The organism is Variovorax sp. 10N412 (assembly GCF_056394985.1).
In genome coordinates, this window is the sequence record NZ_JBFTIO010000002.1 from 617,925 (window position 1) to 635,149 (window position 17,225).

A 17,225-nucleotide genomic window follows, 5' to 3' on the forward strand; every position below is an offset into this window, starting at 1 on the left:
GAACGGCGGGAGCCAGAATCGCGCTCATCGCAACCCCAACGGACAAGACCATGGCCATCCACGAACTGTTTCCGTACCTCTGCGTCCACGACGCCGGCGCAGCCATCGACTTCTATTGCAAGGTGTTCGAAGTGAAGGAGATCTTCCGCCTGACCGAGCCCAGTGGGCGCATCGGTCATGCGGAACTGGACTTCCACAACGGGGCGATCCTGATGCTCTCGGACGAGTTTGCCGAGTTCAACATCCGCAGCGCGAGGACGCTGGGCGGAACGCCCGTCTCGCTGCACCTGCACGTCGACGACGCGGACGCGGTGGTGGCACGCGCCGTTACGGCGGGCGCCACGCTTGACATGGCACCGCAGGACCAGTTCTACGGGGAACGCTCCGGTGTCTTTCGCGACCCCTTCGGCCATCGCTGGAACGTGGGGCACAGCATCGAGAAGCTGACGCCCCAAGAGATGCAGCGGCGCTACACCGCGATGATGCTCAACCCCGCCGGATGACCCGGCGGGCGCGCATCAGACGGACCACTTCTCGATGAGCTTCTCGGCGCCCATGGCGTCGTAGCCTTCGAAGGGCTGGTGGATCCACGGGTTGGTGGCCAGGAATTCCACCTGGTAGTCGGGCGTGAAAGTCGACAGCGCCTTGGTCCAGATCACGGCGCTGCGCAGCTCGGTGATCGGCGGGTAGTTGTTGCGCAGCATGTCCATCACGGCGTGCAGCGTATGGCCCGAATCGGCCAGATCGTCGACCAGAAGCACCCGGCCCGCGATCTCGCCCTTGGGGGTGGTGATGAAGCGGGCGATGTCCAGGTGGCCCTGCACCGTGCCGGCGTCGGCGCGGTACGAGCTGGTCGACATGATGGCCAGCGGCTTGTCGAAGATGCGCGATAGCACGTCGCCGGGGCGCATGCCGCCGCGCGCCAGGCACAGGATGGTGTCGAACTGCCAGTCCGACTGGTGCACCTTGATCGCGAGCTTCTCGATCAGGTTGTGGTACTCGTCGTAGCTGACGTAGAGATGCTTGCCGTCTTCGGTCAACATGGGTTTTTCCTCTTCAGTCGGCCAGATAGGGGTGACGCATCATGATCGTGTGATCGCGGTCGGGGCTGGTCGACACCATGTGGATCGGCACGCCGGTGACCTGTTCGATGCGCTGCAGGTACAGCCGCGCGTTGACCGGCAGCTTGTCGTACTGCGTGACGCCCACCGTGCTCTCGGTCCAGCCCTCGAGGGTCTCGTAGATCGGCGTGCAGCGCTCGATCTCGTCCGCGCCCATGGGCAGGATGTCGGTGATTTCACCGTCGAGTTCGTAGCCGGTGCACAGCTCGAGCTTTTCGAGGCCGTCCAGCACGTCAAGCTTGGTGATGCACAGGCCCGACAGGCCGTTGACCTGCGCCGAGCGCTTGAGCAGCGCGGCGTCGAACCAGCCGCAACGGCGGCTGCGGCCCGTGGTCACGCCCTTCTCGGCACCGATGGTGCTCATGTGGTAGCCGGGGGTGCCGGGCGTGGCCCAGTCGAGCTCTGTGGGGAACGGACCGCCGCCCACGCGCGTGCAGTAGGCCTTGGTGATGCCCAGGATGTAGTGCAGCATGCCCGGGCCCACGCCCGAACCGGCGGCGGCATTGCCGGCCACGCAGTTGCTGGAGGTGACGTACGGGTAGGTGCCGTGATCGACGTCGAGCAGCGTGCCCTGGGCGCCTTCGAACAGCAGGTTGGCGCCGTTTCTGTGCGCGTCGTTCAGTTCGCGCGAGACGTCCGCCATCATGGGCTTGAGCAGCTCGGCGTGCCGCATGGCTTCGTTGAAGACTTCGTCGAAATCGATGGCGGGCGCACTCAGCACCTGCGTCAGCACGTGGTTGTGCAGGTCGAGCAGCACGCGCAGCTTGGCCGCGAAGCGGTCCGGGTGCTTCAGGTCCTGCACGCGCAGCGCGCGGCGCGCGATCTTGTCTTCGTAGGCCGGGCCGATGCCGCGGCCGGTGGTGCCGATCTTCTCGATGCCGCCCTTTTCGCGGTACGCCTCGCGCGCGATGTCCAGCGCGGCGTGGAACGGCAGGATCAGCGGGCAGGCCTCGCTGATGCGCAGGCGCGAACGCACTTCGACGCCGGCCTTTTCCAGGCCTTCGATTTCCTCGAACAGCTTGGCCGCGGACAGCACCACGCCGTTGCCGATGTAGCACTTGACGCCGGGGCGCATGATGCCGCTGGGGATCAGGTGCAACGCGGTTTTCACACCGTTGATGACCAGCGTGTGGCCCGCGTTGTGGCCGCCCTGGAAACGGACCACGCCCTGGGCGCTTTCCGTCAGCCAGTCGACCAGCTTGCCTTTGCCTTCGTCGCCCCATTGGGTACCGACGACGACCACGTTTCTTCCGGTGGTTACGCTCATGCTCGTTCCATTACTTCAAAAATTCAGATCGCTCGGACACTCCACTGGCCTGCGTGCTCGACGAGCTCGCGGTCGCAGTGGAATTCATCGATTTCGCTGCCATGGCCCGGCAGCACGCAGACTACCGTTTCACCGGCCTTGCGCAATTGGGCAATGGCCTGATGCAGCCCGGCCGCGTCGCGCCAGGGCGCGCGGATGGCGGCGCGCAGCGGGCGGGCCGGCAGCACGCCGACCAGTTCGCGCACGTCGAGGCTGAAGCCGACGGCCGGCCGGTTGCGGCCGAACACGGCGCCCACTTCGTCGTAGCGGCCGCCGCGCACCAGGGAGTCGACCGCGCCGGGCACGTAGATGCCGAAGCGCATGCCGCTGTAGTACGCGTAGCCGCGCAGGTCGGCCAGGTCGAAACTGATCCGGCGGCCGGCCGTGCCCTCGAGGCCGGCGGCAAGATGCTTCAGGTCGGCCAGGGCGGCGGCCACGGCCGGCGTGCCCTTCAGGGCCTTGGCAGCCTCGTCGAGCACCGACGCGTCGCCGTACAACTGGACCAGGGCGCGCAGCCCGTCACGGGACGAGGCGGGGAAATCCTTGGTGAGCGAATGGAGCTCGCTCGCATCCTTGGCGGCCAGCGCCGCGTGCACGCGGGCCAGGACAGCAGCATCGACCGGCACGTCCGCGAACAGGGCACGCACGATGCGGGCATCGGCCAGGTCGACGATCACGCCCTCGTCCAGGCCCGCGGCCTGGAGGCAGTCGAGCGCCAGCAGCAGGGTTTCGGTATCGGCCTCGAGGCCGGCATGTCCGTAGATTTCGGCACCGAACTGCAGCGGCTCGCGGGTGGCGTGGGGCCGGTCGGGCCGGGTGTGGAGCACCGGGCCGCAGTAGCACAGGCGGGTCACGCCGTCACGGTTCAGCAGATGGGCATCGATGCGCGCCACCTGGGGGGTGGTGTCGGCGCGAAGGCCCATGCTGCGGCCGGAGAGCTGGTCGACAAGCTTGAAGGTTTGAAGGTCGAGCGCCTCGCCGGTGCCCGAAAGCAGCGACTCGAGGTGCTCCAGCAGCGGCGGCATCACCAGCTCGTAGCCATAGCCACGGGCGGTATCGAGCAGCTGGCGTCGAAGTTCTTCGATGTGGCGCGCCTCGGAAGGCAGCACATCGGCAATGTGATCCGGGAGGACCCAGGCGGACATGGGGATCGGGGGCGTGGTTAAACCGGGATTCTACCGGGACCGCGCTACCCCAGGACCCAGAGCAGTGCCAAACCCAGCAGGATGCTGCAAAGTCCAAAGAAACGAAGCTGGCCGTCGCGCAGCTGCATGAGCTGCCCGAAGCCGCGCCGCCACCCACCAGGAGAAACGAAGGGCAAGATGCCCTCGATCACCAGGACGAGCGCAAGAGCGCTCCAGAAGGTGTCGGCGCTCACGGCTCCGGACGAATCAGCGGCGAGGGGCGCTGGTGGTCGATCCCGAGCCCTGCATGGCCCGGAAGAAGTCGGATGACGGATCGAGCACCATCACGTCGCTCTTCTTGTTGAAGCTCTGCTTGTAGGCCTCGAGGCTGCGGTAAAACTGGGCGAACTGCGGGTCGCGGCCGAAGGCCTCGGCATACGAGGAAGCGGCCTGGGCGTCGCCCTCGCCCTTGACCTTCTGGGCGTCGCGGTAAGCATTCGCAACGATCACTTCGCGCTGGCGGTCGGCGTCGGCACGAATCTTTTCACCTTCGGCGGTACCGGTCGAACGCAGTTCGTTGGCCACCCGCTTGCGCTCGGCCTCCATGCGCCGGTAGACCGATTCGGTGATCGCTTCCACATAGTCGACCCGCGTGATACGCACGTCAACCACGTCAACGCCCCAGGGCTTGGCACCCTTCACCACCGCCAGCACTTCGCGCTGCACGTCGGCCATCAGGGCCTCGCGACGCACCGAGATCAGGTCGCGCACGGTGCGCTTGTTGATGTTTTCCTGGAACGCATTGCGCACCACGCGGTTGAGCTGCATGGCACCGGCGTTCTCGTCGAGACCGACGTTGCGGATGTAGGCCTGCGGGTCGCTGATGCGCCAGCGCACGTACCAGTCGATCACCACGCGCTGCTTCTCGGCCGTGAGCATGGGCTCGGTGTCGAGGCTGGAGAGCGTCAGCAGGCGCTTGTCGATGTACGACACGTTCTGGAACGGCGGCGGCAACTTGAAGTTGAGGCCGGGCTCGGTGATGACCTGCTTGATCTGCCCGAGGGCGTACACCACGCCGAACTGGCGCTGGTCGACCACGAAGAGGGTCGAGCTCAGCAGCACGAGCAAGACGAGGATCGACGAGGCGATGAATCCGATTCTGTTCATGTTCTTCTAGGCCTTTTTCAACGCACGTCGCGGTCGCGCGAGCGGCCGTCGCGGGCGCGCACGTCGCCCGTCGCAGGCGCCACCGGGATCACCGAGGACTGGGCCGGCGCGGTGCCGGCAACGTTCGGGCTGGCCGCATCGACCGGTGTGGCCGCTGCGTTGTTGCCGCCCGCCTGCATGAGCTTGTCGAGCGGCAGGTACAGCAGGTTGGAACCCTGCTTGCTGTCGACCAGCACCTTGGTCGTGCTGGCGTAGATCTGCTGCATGGCATCGGTGTACATGCGGTCGCGGGTGACCTGCGGTGCCTTCTGGTACTCGGCCAGCACGGCGCTGAAGCGGCCGGCATCACCTTGCGCCTGCGCCACGATGCGTGCCTTGTAGGCTTCCGATTCTTCCTTCAGGCGCGAAGACGTACCGGTGGCCAGCGGCACCACGTTGTTGGCGTAGGCCTGCGCTTCGTTCTTGGCACGCTCGCGCTCCTGGCCGGCCTTGAGCACGTCGTCGAAGGCGGCCTGGACCTGCTCGGGCGGGCGCACACCGCCCTGCTGGAGGTTGATGCCCACCACCTCGACACCGACCTTGTAGCGGTCGAGGATGGTCTGCATCAGCGTGCGAACGCGCGGTGCGATCTGGTCGCGCTCTTCGGCGAGCGCGGCGTCCATCTTCATCTTGCCGACCACTTCGCGCACGGCGGTTTCCGCGACCTGCACAACGGTTTCGGCCGGCGCCTTGCTCTCGTAGAGCCAGGCGCGCGCATCGCTCAGGCGGTACTGCACGGCGAACTTGATTTCGACGATGTTCTCGTCCTCGGTCAGCATGGCCGACTCGCGCAGGCCGGTGGAGCGCACGATGGCATCGCGGCCCACGTCGGTGGAACGGATCTGCGTGGTCACCACCAGCTCGTGGCGTTGGATGGGGTACGGCAGGCGCCAGTTGAAGCCCGCGTTCACCGTCGACTTGTAGCGCCCGAACTGCGTCACCACGGCCTGCTGGCCTTCGTTCACGATGAAGAAGCCCGTGCCGAGCCAGATCAGGATCGCCACCGCAGCCACGAGGCCGAGGCCGAATCCTGCGTTCTTCATGTCGGGTTTGAAACCGTTGCCGCCACCGCCGCTGCTGCCGCCGTTGGGACGGTTGCCGCCACCCTTGCCGCCGAAGAAACCACCAAGCTTGCGATTGAGATCGCGCCAGAGTTCATCGAGATCGGGCGGACCCTGATTGGGGCCTTGGCCACGCGGACGGTTGTCGTTGTTGTTGTTGCCCGAAGGCGGGGGTGTGGGTGCGCCCGGAGGATTGGCATCGGGGGGACGGTTGCCAGCCGGACGATCGCCGTTGGAGGACGGCTCATCGCCGCGCCCCCATCGGCCATCGTTCAGATTGAACATGCCCAGAAACCCTCTCCACGCTGGCTTTGAATTCATTCGCTTCGTTCTCTTGTCAGTGGCGGGATTGTGCCCAATCAATCGGCGGAATCATGCAATTCAGCGTCCGCCTCAGGGGTCATCGTATCGGCTATGGAGCCCGACTGCCGTGCGAGCTCGGCGCGCAGCAGCGGCACGCCCTCGCCGCTCCTGGCACTGAGGAAGATGCGAGGAACCTGCACGCCGTCGATTTCCATCTCGTCCTGCAGATGCAGCGGATGTTGCGTGCTTTCAAGAGCATCAAGCTTGTTGAACACCAGGAGTTGCGGAACACCATCCGCGCCGATGTCGCGCAAGACCGACTGCACCTCGGCCATCTGCTCGGGGTAGTGGGGGTTGGAGGCGTCGATCACGTGCAGCAGCAGGTCGGCGTCGACCGCCTCCTGCAGCGTGGCCTTGAACGCATCGACCAGCCCGTGCGGCAGGTCGCGGATGAAGCCCACGGTATCCGAGATGGACACCTGCCGCCGCGCGTCGCCCAGATAGAGGTTGCGCGTGGTCGTGTCGAGCGTGGCGAACAACTGGTCTGCCGCATAGGCGCGGGCCTTGACCAGCGCATTGAACAGCGACGACTTGCCCGCGTTGGTGTATCCCACCAGGGAGATGTTGAAGGTCTCGCGACGCTCGCGCTGGCGGCGCTGAGTCCCGCGCTGTTTCTGCACCTTCGCAAGACGCTCGCGCGTGCGCTTGATCGACTCGTTGATCATGCGGCGGTCGAGCTCGATCTGCTTCTCGCCCGGGCCGCCGCGCACACCCGCTCCGCCGGTCTGGCGCTCCAGGTGGGACCAGCGACGGACCAGCCGCGTGCTGAGGTACTGCAGGCGAGCGAGCTCGACCTGCAGCTTGCCTTCGTGCGAACGTGCGCGCTGGGCGAAGATCTCGAGAATGAGGAAAGTACGGTCGTAGACCGCAACGTCGAGCTGGCGTTCGAGGTTGCGCTGCTGCGCAGGGCTCAGGGATTGATCGAAGATGACTTCGCTGGCCCTGTGCAGGGCAGCCAGTTCCTTGATTTCTTCGGCCTTGCCGCTGCCAACGAACAATGCGGCGTCGGGCGCCTTGCGCTTGCACGCGAGACGGGCGACAGGCGTCAGGCCCGCGGTCTGCGCGAGCAGGCCGAGTTCCTCGAGTTCGCTGTCGAAATGGGGCAGCCCGAAATCGACACCGACGAGAACGGCGGCGCCTTCCTGGCGGGGGATCAGTTCAGACAAGCGGGGTCAGAATAGGGAAAAAGCGCGACAGCCGGAGCCGCCGCGCTCCGCGCGATCAGGCAGCGGCGTCTTCGCTCTCGGAGGCCGAGAAGTTGACGGCACGACCCGGCACGATGGTGGAAATGGCGTGCTTGTAGACCATTTGTGTCACCGTGTTGCGAAGCAACACGACGTACTGGTCAAAAGACTCGATCTGGCCTTGCAGCTTGATACCGTTGACCAAATAAATGGAAACCGGCACATGCTCGCGACGCAAAGTGTTCAGAAACGGGTCTTGCAGAAGTTGCCCTTTATTGCTCACGATATTCTCCGTGTTCAAGAGTAGTTGTTGGAGAGATGACCATAACACAGGGTTTCTGCGCTGCAGCAACCGGGGTCAAAAGCCTTGAGAAAATAACGTCTCTGGAAAGACGGAACTTCCGTTACAGCGTCAAGTCAAGAGCCGCCATCGGCGGCCAAGACCCGATCCGCGCTCAGTCGTCCTTGTCGGCAAACGGATTCGCCGAGCTCTTGAACTGGATCCGCAACGGCGTGCCCACCAGGTCGAACTCCTTGCGGAAACGCCCTTCGAGGAAGCGCTTGTACGCGTCGGTCACGTGCTCCAGCGAATTGCCGTGGATCACGATCACTGGCGGGTTCATGCCGCCCTGGTGGGCATAGCGCAGCTTCGGGCGGTACATGCCGCCGCGCTTGGGCGCCTGGAATTGCACTGCCTCCAGCAGCAGCCGGGTCAGCACCGGAGTCGACATCTTGCGCGTGGCCGACTTGTGAGCCTGCGCAATCGCCTGCCACACGGGACCCAGGCCCTGACGCTTGATCGCCGAGATGAAATGCAGCGCCGCGAACTTCAGGAAAGGCAGGCGCGTCTCGATCTGCCGCTGGATCTGCTCACGCTGATAGCTGTCGACCGCATCCCACTTGTTGATGGCGATCACCACGGCCCGTCCGCTCTCGAGGATGTAGCCGGCAATGTGCGCGTCCTGGTCAGTCACGCCCTGCGTCGCGTCGAGCAGCAGCAGCACGACGTTGGCAGACTCGATGGCCTGCAGCGTCTTGACCACCGAGAACTTCTCGATCGCCTCAAACACCTTGCCCTTGCGGCGCAGGCCGGCCGTATCGATCAGTTCGAAACGCTGGCCGTTTCGCTCGAAGGGCACGGAAATGGCGTCGCGCGTGGTGCCCGGCATGTCGAACGCCACGAGGCGCTCTTCACCAAGCCAGGTGTTGATCAGCGTCGACTTGCCCACGTTCGGCCGGCCGGCGACGGCCAGCTTGATCGGCTTGTTGGCGTCGTCTTCGTCGGTCTCGTCCTCGGGGTCCGGCAGGTTCAGCGGTGCGAGCGCAAGCTCGACCAGGTCGCGCATGCCCTGCCCGTGCGCCGCGGACACGCCGTAGACGTCGCCGAAGCCGAGCTCGTAGAAATCCACGAGCTTGGTGCCGTCGAGCATGCCTTCGGCCTTGTTGGCAGCCAGCACGCAGGGCTTGCCCAGGCGGCGCAGCTCGTTGGCGATGTCGTGGTCTTGCGCCGAGAGGCCTTCGCGTGCATCGACCACGAAAATCACCACATCGGCTTCGGCCACGGCCTGTCGCGTCTGCTTGGCCATTTCCTTGTAGATGCCGCTGCCAGCGTCGGGCTCGAAGCCACCGGTGTCGATGACGATGAACTCGTGCTTGCCCAGTCGGCCGTTGCCGTAATGGCGGTCGCGCGTGAGCCCGGCAAAGTCGGCGACGATGGCGTCGCGCGTCTGCGTCAGGCGGTTGAAGAGGGTCGACTTGCCCACATTGGGGCGCCCGACCAGGGCCACGACCGGCTTCATGGCCGGCCTTTCGATGGCGCGGTTTTCATGATCGGGCCTTGCAAAAAGTAAAAGTTATTCAGGGCGATAGCCAAACACACCACCCTTGGCAGTCACAACCACGACCGTGTTGCCGGCCAGGACCGGCGTGACGGCGATGGCGGAGCCATCGGGCGTGACGCGATTGAGCAGCGCGCCGTCTTCGCGAGACACGAAATGCAGCGTGCCGGTGCCTTCGCCGATGACGAGCGAGCGGCCCACGGCCAGCGGCGCGGTCAGCTCGCGGTTCTTCAGGCGGGACATCTGCCAGGCACGCTCGCCATCCGCACGGCGCCACGCCACGACGCTGCCGTCGGATTCGGTGCCGTAGATGAAACGGTCGTCGCCGCTGAGGCCGTCCGCACCCGAAGCCGGCTTGCTCCACACCAGCGAACCGCGCACGGTTTCGACGCAGCCCACGCTGGCGTAGTACGCCCGCGCGCAGACCGTGTCGCCGAAGCGGCTCACACTGCCGGTCAGGTCGACCAAGCGTTCCACGTCGTTGGTGCCGCGCGGTGCCGCGATGGGCGACTCCCAGCGCGAAGTGCCGTTGGCCGGGTTGATGCCCACGAGACGGCCGCCGATGCCCGCGACCAGCGTGTCGCCCACGGCGATCAGCACGCCCGACTTGCGCAGCACGAGGTTTTCACCCGTGCGCTGCTGGATCCAGAGGCGGCGGCCGCTCTGGCCGTCCCAGGCGCTGAGGCTGCGGTCGGCGGTTTGCACGAACACGCGGCGGCCCGCAACCAGCGGCGCCGTGAAGGCCTGCGCCGACAGCTTCTGCTTCCACAGGACCTTGCCGTTCTCGATCGCAACCAGCTCGTTGTTGGTGGTGACTACCGCGGCCATGGTGCCGTCGCTGCCGACGCCGGCTGCAATCGGAGCCCCGACGCTGGCGCGCCAGGTTTCGCGCCCGGCGCGGGCGTCGATGGCCACCACCGTACCGTCGCTGCCGGCCACCGTGACCGTGTCGCCGCTGATGTCGGTGGTGAGGGCGAACTTGACCTCGGGAATGCGCACCGTCCAGGCCTGGCGAACGCCCACGAGGGCCGGGTTGGCCGGCAACTCTTCGGGCTTGGGCTTGCCGCTGCCGGAACAGGCGGCGAGGAACGCTACCAAAACAAGAGCTGATCCCGCACGCAGGGCGGTCGATTCAGGCACGAAACGCTTGAAATTCATGATGCGGTCAGGGAGTTTTGGGGGCAGCGGGTGTGACCGTGACGACAGGCGCCAGGCTCTTCGGATCGACACCGACCGCGTTGAGTTTGATCTCGATCAGGCGGCGGTAGTCGGAGGTGGCGCCAAGGCCGGTCCAGGCCTTGCGGTATTCGGCTTGCGCTTCGGAGCGCTTGCCCTGGGCCAGGTAGATGTCGCCCTTGCGGTCGGCCACCAGCGGTTCGAATTCCTTCGGCACGCTGCCGTCGAGCTGCTTGAGCGCATCGTCGTACGACTTGGCGTCCAGCAGTTCGGCCGCGAGACGCAGCTTGGCAATGGCCTGGTAGCCCGGGTCGATGGCGCTTTGCGCCACCCACGTGAGCGCGGCACGGGAACCTTCGGTGTTGCCCTTCTCGTACAGCGTCTTGGCGACCAGCAGGCCGGCCTGTTGCGCGTACGTGGTGGAGGCGAAGCGTTCCTTCATGTCGCCCAGCACGCGCTGGATGCGCTCGACGTCGCCGGACTGCGTGCTGCGCTCGACCTCGTCGTAAAGGGCTGCGGCCTGCGTTGCCTTGCTGCGCTGGTAGTACTGCCAGCCGTTCCAGGCCACGAAGGCGCCGGCGACGAGCAGCACGGCCCAGGTGATCAGGGTGCCGTAGGTGTTCCAGAAATGCTTGAGCTGGTCGAGCTGTTCCTGTTCTTCGAGGTCGAGAGGGGTTGCCATGCGCTGTCAGATGTTGGGAGCCGGCGATTGTAGGGTGACGGCCCAGGCGGCCACTTCTGCGAGGGGCCGTGCGGTCTGCGGGACGCTAGCGTCGCGCAGCGCTTTCAGAGTCACTTCGTCGCGTGCAAGTTCATCGGCGCCGAAGATCAGTGCGTGGCGGGCGCCGCTGGCATCCGCCTTTTTCATCTGTGCCTTGAAGCTGGCAAGCCCTTCGGCGGTGGCTGCATGCATCTGCACGCGCACGCCCGCTTCGCGCAGTTGTTGCAGCGTTCGCAGCACCACCGGCATCGAGGCGGCGTCGGGCACGATCGCGTAGGCGTCGGGTACCGGCAAAGGCACATCGGCGCCCTGCTCCTTGAGCAGGTCGAGCACGCGCTCCACGCCCATGGCCCAGCCCACGGCCGGTGCGGGCTTGCCGCCGATCTGGGCGATCAGGTCGTCATAACGGCCGCCGGCGCACACCGTGCCCTGCGCGCCGAGCCGGTCGGTCACGAACTCGAACACCGACAGGTTGTAGTAGTCCAGGCCGCGCACCAGGCGCGGGTTGATCGTGAAGGCGATGTCATTGGCCTTGAGGATGGCCTGCAACCCCTGGAAGTGCGCGAGCGATTCGGCGCCGAGGAAGTCGATCAGCTTCGGCGCCGATTCGACGACGTCCTTCATCGCGGGATTCTTCGTGTCGAGGATGCGCAGCGGGTTGCTGTGCAGGCGGCGCTTGCCGTCTTCGTCGAGCTTGTCGGCGTGCTGCTCGAAGTGGGCGATCAACCGTGCGCGGTGCAGTGCGCGCTCCGCAGGCTGGCCCAGGCTGTTGAGCTCGAGCCGCACGTCGGTCAGCCCGATGGCCTTCCAGAGCGCGCTCGCGAGCAGGATCAGTTCGGCATCGACATCGGGGCCGGCAAAGCCCAGGGCTTCGGCTCCGATCTGGTGGAACTGGCGGTAGCGTCCACGCTGCGGCTTTTCGCGACGGAACATCGGGCCTGTGTACCAGAGGCGCTTGGGGCCGTCGTAGAGCATGTTGTGCTCGATCACCGCACGCACGAGGCCGGCGGTGTTTTCGGGCCGCATGGCCAGATGTTCCGCCTGACCATGCTTGTCGGAACGGTCCTCGAAGGCGTACATCTCCTTCTCGACGATGTCCGTCACTTCGCCAATGCCGCGCACGAACAGCGCCGTGTGCTCCAGGATCGGCGTGCGCACGTTGCGGTACGCATAGCGCCCCATCAGGTCGCGCACGGTGGCCTCGAGCCACTCCCAGCGCGCCGATTCGGGCGGCAATATGTCGTTCATGCCTTTGACGGCATTCAATTTTTCAGCCATGGATTCCGCGGAGGTGTCAGGCAGCGACGGCGTGCTCGCCGCCGAAGCGCTTTTCGATGTAGGTTTCGACGAGCTGGTGGAACTCGTTGGCGATATTGTCGCCGCGCAGCGTGAGGGCCTTTTCGCCGTCGATGAAGACCGGTGCGGCGGGCGCCTCGCCGGTACCGGGCAGGCTGATGCCGATGTCGGCGTGCTTGCTCTCGCCGGGGCCGTTGACGATGCAGCCCATGACGGCCACCTTCAACGCCTCGACACCGGGATACTTGGTGCGCCAGACCGGCATCTGCATGCGCAGGTAGTCGTCGATCTGCTTGGCCAGTTCCTGGAAAGTGGTGCTGGTGGTGCGCCCGCACCCCGGGCATGCGGTGACGCTCGGCACGAACACGCGCAGGCCCAGCGCCTGCAGGATTTCGTTGGCGATCAGCACTTCCTGCGTGCGCGACTCGCCCGGCTGCGGCGTGAGCGACACGCGAATGGTGTCGCCGATGCCCTCCTGCAGCAGGATCGACAGCGCCGTGGCCGACGCCACCGTGCCCTTGGTGCCCATGCCGGCTTCGGTAAGACCCAGGTGCAGCGAATAATCGCAGCGCCTGGCAAGCTCGCGGTACACCGAGACGAGGTCCTGCACGCCGCTCACCTTGCACGACAGGATGACCTGGTTGCCAGCCATGCCCATGGATTCAGCGAGCTTGGCGGACTCGATGGCCGAGGTGATCAGCGCCTCGTACATCACCTGCTTGGCATCCCAGGGCTGAGCGCGCTGGCTGTTGGTGTCCATCAGGCTGGCGAGCAATTCCTGGTCGAGGCTGCCCCAGTTGACGCCGATGCGCACCGGCTTGTTCCAGCGCATCGCGGCGTCGATCATCTGGCCGAACTGCTTGTCCTTCTTGTCGCCCTTGCCCACGTTGCCGGGGTTGATGCGGTACTTGCTCAGCGCCTCGGCGCAGGCCGGATAGTCGGTGAGCAGGCGGTGGCCGTTGTAGTGGAAGTCGCCGATCAGCGGCACGTCGATGCCCATGCGGTCGAGCTGCTCGCGGATGTAGGGCACCTGCGCCGCGGCTTCCGGCGTGTTGACCGTGATGCGGACCATTTCCGAGCCGGCGATGGCCAGCTCCTTCACCTGAATCGCGGTGCCGATGGCATCGACGGTGTCGGTGTTGGTCATGGACTGCACGCGCACGGGCGCGTCGCCGCCGACCGTGACCACGCGCGGGCCCCAGACCACACTGGCCTGGCGCGAGCGGCGCGCCTTGGGCGCGGCCGCCTCGATGGGCCCCACGGCAACGGGAAGGCACTCGTTCGTCATGATTTCACCTCGAAACGCGCCACGCCACCGCTCTTGGTGACCGGCTTCAGGTCGAAGGGCTGGCCTCGAACCTGCACATCGACACTCGACGCGCGGCCGACCACGACGGACAGTGGCAGCGTGCCCGACAGGCCCAGCGTTTCACCCGCCTTCAGGCTGCGGCGAAGCAGTTGCTTGCCACCGGCTTCGGTCACAGTGACCCAGCACTCTTCACGCGCCACGAAAACAAGTTGCTGGCTGCTGCTCGCGGCAGGCGCCACGGGCGCGGATGCCGCAGCCGCTGGTGCCACGGCAACCGGGGTGCCGGTCGAAGCGATCGGCGTTTGACCGACCGGCCCGCTTGGCGCCGCAGGCTGGGCCGGAACGGTCGAGGCGACCCCGCCGGAGCCATCCGCAGAAGTCGCGCCATTCGCCGAACCTTCGGCGGTCGAGCCGGCGTCGGAGCCGCTCTTCGCCGTCAGTCGCGACACGGAGGCGCCGACCTGGTCGAAGACCGACTGGGGCAGCCAGAACAGCGCGCCCGCGCCGATCAACAGCAGCACCACGACAGTCACCAGCGCGCGCGACGGCAGGCCGCTGGAGCGGCCGCTGCTGCCGTTCCAGCGCGGCGTGCCCGAAGAAACATGACTCTTGAGCGTGCGGTCCGACTCGGCCAGCAACACCCTTTGCGTGGAAGGCAGCTTCGCCAGCACGGGCGCCGGATCGATGCGCAGTGCGCGGCACACGCTGCTGGCCAGCGCGCGCGCAAAGACCGGATCGGGCAGCGAGGCAATATCGTCCGCCTCGAGTGCCAGCAATTTCTGCGGCGGCACCTTGAGCGCGGCTGCCACCATCTCGATGTGCAGGCCGTGAGCCTCGCGCGCCTCGCGAAGCAGGTCGCCGGCCGTCTTGTGCGTGATGTCGCCTTCCTCGAGCGTCTGCGCCACGGAAGTGCCGAACTCCGAAACCCGATCAGTCATTTAAATTCCCGCGTTCGTACGCGATTGCCTCCCGCGACTGTGGAAAGCGTCGTTGCAATTGACCGCCCAACTGCGCGGCAGCCTCGCGGTTGTTGAGCCTTCGCTCGATCTTGATGCCGAGCGCGAGCGTCTCGGCGCTGGCCGAGGCACTGTTGTTGACGCGGCGAATGTAGAACTGCGCACGCGACCACTCCTCGCGTTGCGCGAGCACCGAGGCCAGGTTGAAGCCGACCACCGGGTTGCCGGCGTCGATCTCGTAGGCCTGCATGAGGCTGCGCTCGGCCTGCACGCGCTGGCCGGCCCTGAGTTCGCACACGCCCTGGGTCATCAGCGTCTTGGCGCGGTCGGGGTAGCTGGGTACGGCCAGTGCCTCGGTGAACTGCGCCGCGGCATCGCCGTAGCGGTTCTGCTGGCACAGCAGCCAGCCGTAGTTGTGGCGCGCGTTCGCATCGCGCGGGCTGATGGCGATGGCGCGGCGGAAGCTGTCCTCGGCCATCCCGGCGTCGTCCAGGCGCATGTAGACGAGGCCGCGCAGGTTGTAGGCGTCCGCGTTGTTGGGGTCGGCCACCAGCGCCTGCTTGATCTCGTCGAGCGCCACCGTGGTCTGGCCCTGTTCGAAATAACCCGAAGCGAGCTCCATGCGCAGGCGCGCGCGGCGCTGGCGGGAGCTTTCGTCCGACTCGGTCACGACCTCGACGCCCCGGCTGGAGCTGCTGTCGGCCAGGCTGGTGGTGGTGGTTCGGGTGTTCACGCAGCCCGAGAGCAAAAACGCCACGGCGACGCCGGCAAAGCTCGCGGCAAACAGCCGCTGCGCGTTCACGGTCGTCATCGAAAAGGCCATGCTCATGGGTTCAGTGCTCCTGGGGAATGGTCTTGCGAACCGGGTGCATCACGATCGGGCTCTCCGTGGCGCGGCGCTGAGCCATGCGTTCGGCCGCACGGGTGCGGTCCTTGACGTCGCCGGCGAGCTGGCCGCAGGCGGCGTCGATGTCGTCGCCGCGCGTCTTGCGCACGGTCGTCACGAGCCCTGCTTCGCTCAACGTCTTCGCGAAAGCGAGAACGCGGGGCTGCGGCGAGCGCAGCAGGCCGGAGGCCGGAAACGGATTGAACGGAATGAGGTTGAACTTGCACGACACGTCGTGCTTGCGCACGAGTTCGATCAACTGGCGCGCGTGTTCGGGCTGGTCGTTCACGCCGTCGAGCATGCAGTACTCGAAGGTGATGAAGTCGCGCGGCGCATGCGCCAGGTAGCGCTTGCAGGCCTCGAGCAACTCGGCAATGGGGTACTTGCGATTGAGCGGCACGAGGTCATCGCGCAGCGCGTCATTCGGGGCGTGCAAGGACACGGCCATGGCCACGGCGCAATCGGTGCCCAGGCGGTCGATCATGGGCACCACGCCGGAGGTCGACACCGTCACGCGACGGCGCGACAGCCCGTAGGCGTTGTCGTCGAGCATGGTGCGCAGTGCAGGCACGAGTGCCGAGTAGTTCTGCAGCGGCTCGCCCATCCCCATCATCACCACGTTGGAGATGACGCGTTCGTTGCGCTTGAGGTGCTTGCGCAGGAAGTGTTCGGCAAACCATAGCTGGGCGACGATTTCGCCCGTGTTGAGGTTGCGGCTGAAGCCCTGATGCCCGGTCGAGCAAAAGCGGCAACCGACCGCACAGCCGGCCTGGGACGATACGCACAAGGTGCCGCGGTCGTCCTCTGGAATGAATACGGCTTCGACGGCATTGCCGTCGCCGACGTCGAACAGCCACTTGATCGTGCCGTCCTTGGATTCGTGCTGCGTGACGACCGGCAAGGCCTCCACGCGCGCGGTGGTCGCGAGTTTCTCGCGCAGCGACTTCGCCAGATCGGTCATCTGGGTGAAATCGCTCGCGCCACGCTGGTGGATCCAGCGGAACAGTTGCGTGGCGCGGAATTTTTTCTCGCCGAGCTTTTCGCAGAACGCAGCCAACCCCTCGAGATCGAAGTCGAGCAGGTTGACTGTGGTCATGGAATCGGTCGAGATGCGGCTCTTCAGCGTGCGTAGACGTTGAGGCCGGCGAAGAAGAAGGCGATTTCGTTCGCTGCGGTTTCAGGCGCATCCGAACCGTGCACGGCGTTGGCGTCGATGCTGTCGGCGAAGTCGGCGCGGATGGTGCCGGCGGCTGCCTTCTTGGGGTCGGTGGCGCCCATCAGGTCGCGGTTCTTGGCGATGGCGTTGTCGCCTTCGAGCGCTTGCACGAACACCGGGCCCGAAATCATGAACTCGACCAGGTCCTTGAAGAAGGGGCGTTCCTTGTGCACGGCGTAGAACTGCTCGGCTTCGTTGCGCGACAGGTGCACCAGCTTGGCGGCGACGACCTTGAGGCCGGCGGCTTCAAAGCGGGAGACGATCTTGCCGATGACGTTCTTGGCAACTGCGTCGGGCTTGATGATGGAGAGGGTACGTTCGATAGCCATTGAAATGCTTCCTGAAGCTTTGATTTTGAAGTGTTTTGTCACAACTGCAACGCTTTGGTTGCGTCACCTGTCGACAAAGCCTCCGATTTTAACCGGCGCAGCCTTCGCGGTTGGTGAAAACCCCGCGAAAGGC

General features: G+C 65.8%; 18 protein-coding genes. 1 reads left to right on the forward strand and 17 read right to left on the reverse strand.

The window, feature by feature from the left end; genetic code table 11:
* Window positions 1-50: 50 nt before the first annotated feature.
* Window positions 51-503, forward strand: a complete 453-nt coding sequence (locus AC1DJH_RS08495; RefSeq protein ID WP_478185379.1) for a VOC family protein — start codon at window positions 51-53, stop codon at window positions 501-503.
* Between the two features lie 15 nt (window positions 504-518).
* Here the strand turns inward: AC1DJH_RS08495 and AC1DJH_RS08500 are convergent, their stop codons facing one another.
* The 17 genes from AC1DJH_RS08500 to ndk all read right to left on the reverse strand — a co-directional run bounded on the left by AC1DJH_RS08500 (window position 519) and on the right by ndk (window position 17,092).
* Window positions 519-1,043: a phosphoribosyltransferase gene (locus tag AC1DJH_RS08500; protein WP_435484015.1), complete on the reverse strand. Its 525-nt coding sequence runs from the start codon at window positions 1,041-1,043 to the stop codon at window positions 519-521.
* Window positions 1,044-1,056: 13 nt separating this feature from the next.
* Window positions 1,057-2,388 (reverse strand): adenylosuccinate synthase, encoded by a 1,332-nt coding sequence (locus AC1DJH_RS08505; RefSeq protein WP_435438620.1) that lies wholly within the window; start codon window positions 2,386-2,388, stop codon window positions 1,057-1,059.
* 23 nt (window positions 2,389-2,411) lie between these two features.
* Entirely contained in the window at window positions 2,412-3,572 is a 1,161-nt protein-coding gene (locus AC1DJH_RS08510) for an ATP phosphoribosyltransferase regulatory subunit (RefSeq protein ID WP_478185380.1), read from the reverse strand.
* 44 nt (window positions 3,573-3,616) lie between these two features.
* On the reverse strand, window positions 3,617-3,805 hold the full coding sequence (locus AC1DJH_RS08515) for a DUF2065 domain-containing protein (RefSeq protein WP_093237567.1): 189 nt from the start codon (window positions 3,803-3,805) through the stop codon (window positions 3,617-3,619).
* A gap of 13 nt (window positions 3,806-3,818) precedes the next feature.
* Window positions 3,819-4,718, reverse strand: coding sequence for a protease modulator HflC (hflC, locus tag AC1DJH_RS08520; protein ID WP_472114738.1), 900 nt, complete (start codon window positions 4,716-4,718; stop codon window positions 3,819-3,821).
* A 17-nt stretch (window positions 4,719-4,735) separates the two neighbouring features.
* On the reverse strand, window positions 4,736-6,103 hold the full coding sequence (gene hflK / locus AC1DJH_RS08525; protein WP_472114735.1) for an FtsH protease activity modulator HflK: 1,368 nt from the start codon (window positions 6,101-6,103) through the stop codon (window positions 4,736-4,738).
* 74 nt (window positions 6,104-6,177) lie between these two features.
* Window positions 6,178-7,347, reverse strand: coding sequence for a GTPase HflX (gene hflX, locus AC1DJH_RS08530; protein WP_478185381.1), 1,170 nt, complete (start codon window positions 7,345-7,347; stop codon window positions 6,178-6,180).
* A gap of 55 nt (window positions 7,348-7,402) precedes the next feature.
* Window positions 7,403-7,648 (reverse strand): RNA chaperone Hfq, encoded by a 246-nt coding sequence (hfq, locus tag AC1DJH_RS08535; protein ID WP_435438615.1) that lies wholly within the window; start codon window positions 7,646-7,648, stop codon window positions 7,403-7,405.
* Window positions 7,649-7,820: 172 nt separating this feature from the next.
* Complete coding sequence (gene der, locus AC1DJH_RS08540; protein ID WP_472114732.1) at window positions 7,821-9,164, reverse strand: ribosome biogenesis GTPase Der; 1,344 nt, start codon at window positions 9,162-9,164, stop codon at window positions 7,821-7,823.
* Between the two features lie 54 nt (window positions 9,165-9,218).
* A complete protein-coding gene (bamB, locus tag AC1DJH_RS08545; RefSeq protein ID WP_472114729.1) occupies window positions 9,219-10,361 on the reverse strand; it encodes an outer membrane protein assembly factor BamB in 1,143 nt (380 codons plus the stop codon).
* Between the two features lie 7 nt (window positions 10,362-10,368).
* The gene (locus tag AC1DJH_RS08550) at window positions 10,369-11,061 is read right to left on the reverse strand and encodes a YfgM family protein (RefSeq protein ID WP_472114726.1); all 693 of its coding nucleotides are present in this window, start codon (window positions 11,059-11,061) and stop codon (window positions 10,369-10,371) included.
* Window positions 11,062-11,067: 6 nt separating this feature from the next.
* Window positions 11,068-12,378, reverse strand: coding sequence for a histidine--tRNA ligase (gene hisS / locus AC1DJH_RS08555; protein WP_478185382.1), 1,311 nt, complete (start codon window positions 12,376-12,378; stop codon window positions 11,068-11,070).
* 16 nt (window positions 12,379-12,394) lie between these two features.
* Window positions 12,395-13,684 (reverse strand): flavodoxin-dependent (E)-4-hydroxy-3-methylbut-2-enyl-diphosphate synthase, encoded by a 1,290-nt coding sequence (gene ispG, locus AC1DJH_RS08560; protein ID WP_478185383.1) that lies wholly within the window; start codon window positions 13,682-13,684, stop codon window positions 12,395-12,397.
* Window positions 13,681-14,643 (reverse strand): RodZ domain-containing protein, encoded by a 963-nt coding sequence (locus AC1DJH_RS08565; protein ID WP_478185384.1) that lies wholly within the window; start codon window positions 14,641-14,643, stop codon window positions 13,681-13,683. Before AC1DJH_RS08565 ends, ispG begins: the two co-directional genes overlap by 4 nt.
* Entirely contained in the window at window positions 14,636-15,490 is an 855-nt protein-coding gene (gene pilW / locus AC1DJH_RS08570) for a type IV pilus biogenesis/stability protein PilW (RefSeq protein WP_472114714.1), read from the reverse strand. Before pilW ends, AC1DJH_RS08565 begins: the two co-directional genes overlap by 8 nt.
* Before the next feature lie 4 nt (window positions 15,491-15,494).
* Entirely contained in the window at window positions 15,495-16,643 is a 1,149-nt protein-coding gene (gene rlmN, locus AC1DJH_RS08575; RefSeq protein ID WP_472114712.1) for a dual-specificity RNA methyltransferase RlmN, read from the reverse strand.
* A gap of 23 nt (window positions 16,644-16,666) precedes the next feature.
* A complete protein-coding gene (gene ndk, locus AC1DJH_RS08580) occupies window positions 16,667-17,092 on the reverse strand; it encodes a nucleoside-diphosphate kinase (protein WP_056521682.1) in 426 nt (141 codons plus the stop codon).
* Between the last annotated feature and the right edge of the window lie 133 nt (window positions 17,093-17,225).

What these genes read in the sequence shown, in the direction of transcription:
- hflK (WP_472114735.1), bottom strand. Translation starts at nt 6,103, where the DNA reads ATGTTCAATCTGAACGATGGCCGATGGGGGCGCGGCGATGAGCCGTCC.
- ndk (WP_056521682.1), bottom strand. Translation starts at nt 17,092, where the DNA reads ATGGCTATCGAACGTACCCTCTCCATCATCAAGCCCGACGCAGTTGCC.
- AC1DJH_RS08550 (WP_472114726.1), bottom strand. Translation starts at nt 11,061, where the DNA reads ATGGCAACCCCTCTCGACCTCGAAGAACAGGAACAGCTCGACCAGCTC.
- ispG (WP_478185383.1), bottom strand. Translation starts at nt 13,684, where the DNA reads ATGACGAACGAGTGCCTTCCCGTTGCCGTGGGGCCCATCGAGGCGGCC.
- der (WP_472114732.1), bottom strand. Translation starts at nt 9,164, where the DNA reads ATGAAGCCGGTCGTGGCCCTGGTCGGGCGCCCCAATGTGGGCAAGTCG.
- rlmN (WP_472114712.1), bottom strand. Translation starts at nt 16,643, where the DNA reads ATGACCACAGTCAACCTGCTCGACTTCGATCTCGAGGGGTTGGCTGCG.
- bamB (WP_472114729.1), bottom strand. Translation starts at nt 10,361, where the DNA reads ATGAATTTCAAGCGTTTCGTGCCTGAATCGACCGCCCTGCGTGCGGGA.
- hflC (WP_472114738.1), bottom strand. Translation starts at nt 4,718, where the DNA reads ATGAACAGAATCGGATTCATCGCCTCGTCGATCCTCGTCTTGCTCGTG.
- AC1DJH_RS08565 (WP_478185384.1), bottom strand. Translation starts at nt 14,643, where the DNA reads ATGACTGATCGGGTTTCGGAGTTCGGCACTTCCGTGGCGCAGACGCTC.
- hisS (WP_478185382.1), bottom strand. Translation starts at nt 12,378, where the DNA reads ATGGCTGAAAAATTGAATGCCGTCAAAGGCATGAACGACATATTGCCG.
- AC1DJH_RS08510 (WP_478185380.1), bottom strand. Translation starts at nt 3,572, where the DNA reads ATGTCCGCCTGGGTCCTCCCGGATCACATTGCCGATGTGCTGCCTTCC.
- AC1DJH_RS08500 (WP_435484015.1), bottom strand. Translation starts at nt 1,043, where the DNA reads ATGTTGACCGAAGACGGCAAGCATCTCTACGTCAGCTACGACGAGTAC.
- pilW (WP_472114714.1), bottom strand. Translation starts at nt 15,490, where the DNA reads ATGAGCATGGCCTTTTCGATGACGACCGTGAACGCGCAGCGGCTGTTT.
- AC1DJH_RS08495 (WP_478185379.1), top strand. Translation starts at nt 51, where the DNA reads ATGGCCATCCACGAACTGTTTCCGTACCTCTGCGTCCACGACGCCGGC.
- AC1DJH_RS08505 (WP_435438620.1), bottom strand. Translation starts at nt 2,388, where the DNA reads ATGAGCGTAACCACCGGAAGAAACGTGGTCGTCGTCGGTACCCAATGG.